This window comes from Cryobacterium sp., assembly GCF_025463825.1.
Taxonomy (GTDB): Bacteria; Actinomycetota; Actinomycetes; order Actinomycetales; family Microbacteriaceae; genus Cryobacterium.
On the sequence record NZ_JAODBG010000066.1, the window covers coordinates 1 to 3,149 of the forward strand.

Sequence of the window (3,149 nt, forward strand, 5' to 3'; positions counted from 1 at the left end):
CGCGACCCGGTCGAGGGCGGGTTCTTCCGGTATGCGGTGAACCGGGACTGGAGCGACCCGCACTACGAGCGGATGCTCTACGACAACGCGCAGCTGCTCGAGCTGTACACGAAGGCCTGGCTGCTCAGCGGGGAACACTGGGCCCGCATCGTGGCCGAGGGGCTCGTGCGGTTCCTCGGCCTCGTGCTGGCGCTGCCCGGCGGCGGTTTCGCCAGCGCCCAGGATTCTGAGAGCACGGTCGACGGCGCCCGGGTCGAGGGCGGCTACTATGCCCTGGACGAGGACGCGCGCCGCGGCCAGGTACCACCGGCCCTGGACGCCAAGGTGCTCACCGGCTGGAACGGCTTGGCGATCGGGGCGCTCGCCGCGGCCGGGCTGGCCCTCGCCGACGTGACCGCGCTGGGCCTGGCCCGCAGCGCCGCGGACCGCTTGCTCGAGGCGCACCGCCGCGAGGACGGCGCGCTGGTGCGCGCGTCCATCGACGGGCGGCTCTCCTCGGCCGTCGCCACCCTCGAGGACTACGGCATGTTCGCCGGCGGGCTGCTCGAGCTCGCCGCCGCGACGGGGGAGCCGCGGTACGCCCAGGCGGCCAGGGACCTCGTCGACCGCACCCTGCCGGGCGGCGGCGCCACCTTCATCCCGCCGGAGGGGGCGGACCCGGTCCTGACCGGCCAGCGCCTCGACCTGGCCACCGACCCGTCCGAGGGCGCCTACCCGTCGGGCCTGTCCGCGATTGCGACGGCGGCCTGGTGGCTGTACCTGCTCGGCGGCGGCGCCCGGTACCGCGAGGCGGCCACCGCGGCCATGGTGCGCCTGGTGGGCGTGGGCAACCCCAATCCCCTCGCCTTCGGGGCGGCCCTGCGGCTCGTCAACGCTCTCACCTCCCCGGTCGAACAACTCGTCGTGGTGACCGCCGCCGACCCGGCGGATGCCGACGACGCCGACTCGCGCGCGCTGGTGGACGCCGCCCGGCATCGCACCGGCCTGGTCGCGGTGGTCACCGAGCAGCAGGGCGCGGCCTTCGCCGCGGCAGGGTTCGAGCTCTTCGTCGACCGCCGCACCCGCGACGGCCGCCCGACCGCGTACCTGTGCCGCGACTTCGTCTGCCGCCTGCCCACCACGGACGCCGCCGCCCTCGCCGAGCCCGACCCTACCCGCCCATAACTGTTGCCCGTGCGGACATGTGCACCCGGTGTGCCGGGTGCACTTGTCCGCAGCGGGAACAGTTGCGCGACGCGGGCGGCGCATCCGTCACCGACCGGAGCCGCGGCGTTAGCATCGGAACCACCGACGGCGCCGCCGTCTGCGGAAGGAGTGCACCATGATCCCCGAAGTGAACATCTGGGCCGTCCTACTCGCGACAGCGTCGAGCATGGTCATCGGTGCGATCTGGTATGCGAAACCGGTGTTCGGGCGCTACTGGATGAAGGCTGCCGGGCACACCGACGAGACCACGCAGTCCGGCGCCACCCTGGCCATCGTGGTGACGGTGGTCGTCAGCTTCGTCACCGCCGGGGTGCTTGCCGGCGCCGCGGCGATCGCGCAGGCCTTCTACGGTGGTAATTTCCCGGCCAACACCCTGCTCACCGGCCTGATCCTCTGGGCCGGTTTCACCGCCGCCCGGATGATCACCCACGACGCGTTCGACCGCCGACCCCGCGGTCTCACCGTGCTCAACCTCGCTCACGAGCTCGTCACGATCCTGGTGATGGCGCTGATCATCGGCCTATTCGGCATCAGCGCCCTCTGATCAGGCCCCGCCCGACTGCGCCAGATCGCGGAACACCGCCGGCCGTACGGCCGTCGTTCCGGGCGCACCCCCGCGGCGACGTACACTAGGACCAACGTTGCTGTTACCCGCGGGCTCATCGCCCGGTCTGGACCAGCGCGGATTGCCCGAGCTTTCGGGCGCATACTCCGGGGCCTGGCGCCACTCTGCCCGCCACGCGGAGTGCACCTGACGCTTCATTGGAACAGCCGCAGGCGCACTGCAACCTTTACCGCTTCCACGTAATTGCTCCAAGGAGGACCATGGCCCGCTTCGACCGCACCGACTCCACCCGACACTCCCGCACCACCGCCGGCACTGGCTTCTCCGAGGCCGCGCCGAGCCCCGTCCTCGAGCCGGCCCCCGACACCGCCTCCATGCCGATCCTGTCGCTGAGCAGCGAACCCGAGCTGGTGCTGCTCTCCCTCGACGACCGCACGCGCCGGTTCGACCGGGATGACGTTGTCGTGCGCAAGGGCGAGATCGCCCTGATCAACGGGCACTTCACCCCCCACGAGTCCCGGGTCAGCGACCTGCTCGCCCTGGCCGACGCGCTCGACGCCGCCGGCATCGACTACCTGCTGGTGCGCGGCGACCACGACCGCCCGGTCATCGCCGTCAACCGCAAGCGCCGCAAGAAGATCAGCCGCATCCTCGCGCAGGCCTTCAGCAACACCCCCTTCTACCTCAAGCCGCTCGACGGCGACCCGGCCCGCCCGGTGCTGCTGGCCGACGGCGCCCTCGCGGCCCTCGGCAGCTCCGACGTGTTCCGGGTCTACCAGCCGCGCATCGAACCGATCGGCCGCCTGCGTTACGGCGCCGAGACGGCGTTCCAGCTCGAGCTGTGGCGGTTCGGCGAAGACGAGATCGTCGCCCCCGTCGAGAACGTGCTCATGCGCCGCCGCCTCCCGCGCTCCGAGGCCCGCGAAACGACCGTCGAACTCTTCGGCCGCAGCTGGCGCACCCTGCAGAACTTGTTCGACGACCTGTTCAGCGACATCAGCTTCGACATAGATCTGGTGTTCTCCTGGGTGGACGGCAGTTCCCCTGAGTACATCGCGGCCCGCCGCGCCCAGCAGAAGGGTGTGGTTCTCGGCGAAGGCGACGACCACGAAGCACGTTTCCGGCAGATCAACGAACTCAAGTACGCCCTGCGTTCGGTGTACATGTTTGCACCCTGGATCCGCCGCATCTTCATCGCCACGGACTCGCCCGCCCCGGAGTGGCTCGCCGAGCACCCGTCTGTGACCATTGTCCGCAGTGAGGAGTTCTTCTCGGACCCGTCCGTGCTGCCCACGCACAACTCGCAGGCGGTGGAATGCCAGCTGCACAACATCGAGGGCCTCTCGGAGCACTTCCTGTACTCCAACGACGACATGTT

The 3,149-nt window shown here is 70.7% G+C and carries 2 protein-coding genes and 1 pseudogene; all 3 read left to right on the forward strand.

Annotated features, from left to right (window positions below):
* Positions 1 to 1,164 (forward strand): annotated as a pseudogene (locus tag JWP54_RS08425) (thioredoxin domain-containing protein); the annotation flags it as partial.
* 157 nt (positions 1,165 to 1,321) lie between these two features.
* Positions 1,322 to 1,750, forward strand: a complete 429-nt coding sequence (locus JWP54_RS08430; RefSeq protein WP_297370292.1) for a DUF1761 domain-containing protein — start codon at positions 1,322 to 1,324, stop codon at positions 1,748 to 1,750.
* A 281-nt stretch (positions 1,751 to 2,031) separates the two neighbouring features.
* A partial coding sequence (locus tag JWP54_RS08435) for a stealth family protein (RefSeq protein WP_297370295.1) occupies positions 2,032 to 3,149 on the forward strand: 1,118 nt, incomplete at its 3' end.

Bases quoted from the DNA above. Each gene is read 5' to 3' on its own strand.
- JWP54_RS08430 (WP_297370292.1), top strand. From the start codon at position 1,322: ATGATCCCCGAAGTGAACATCTGGGCCGTCCTACTCGCGACAGCGTCG.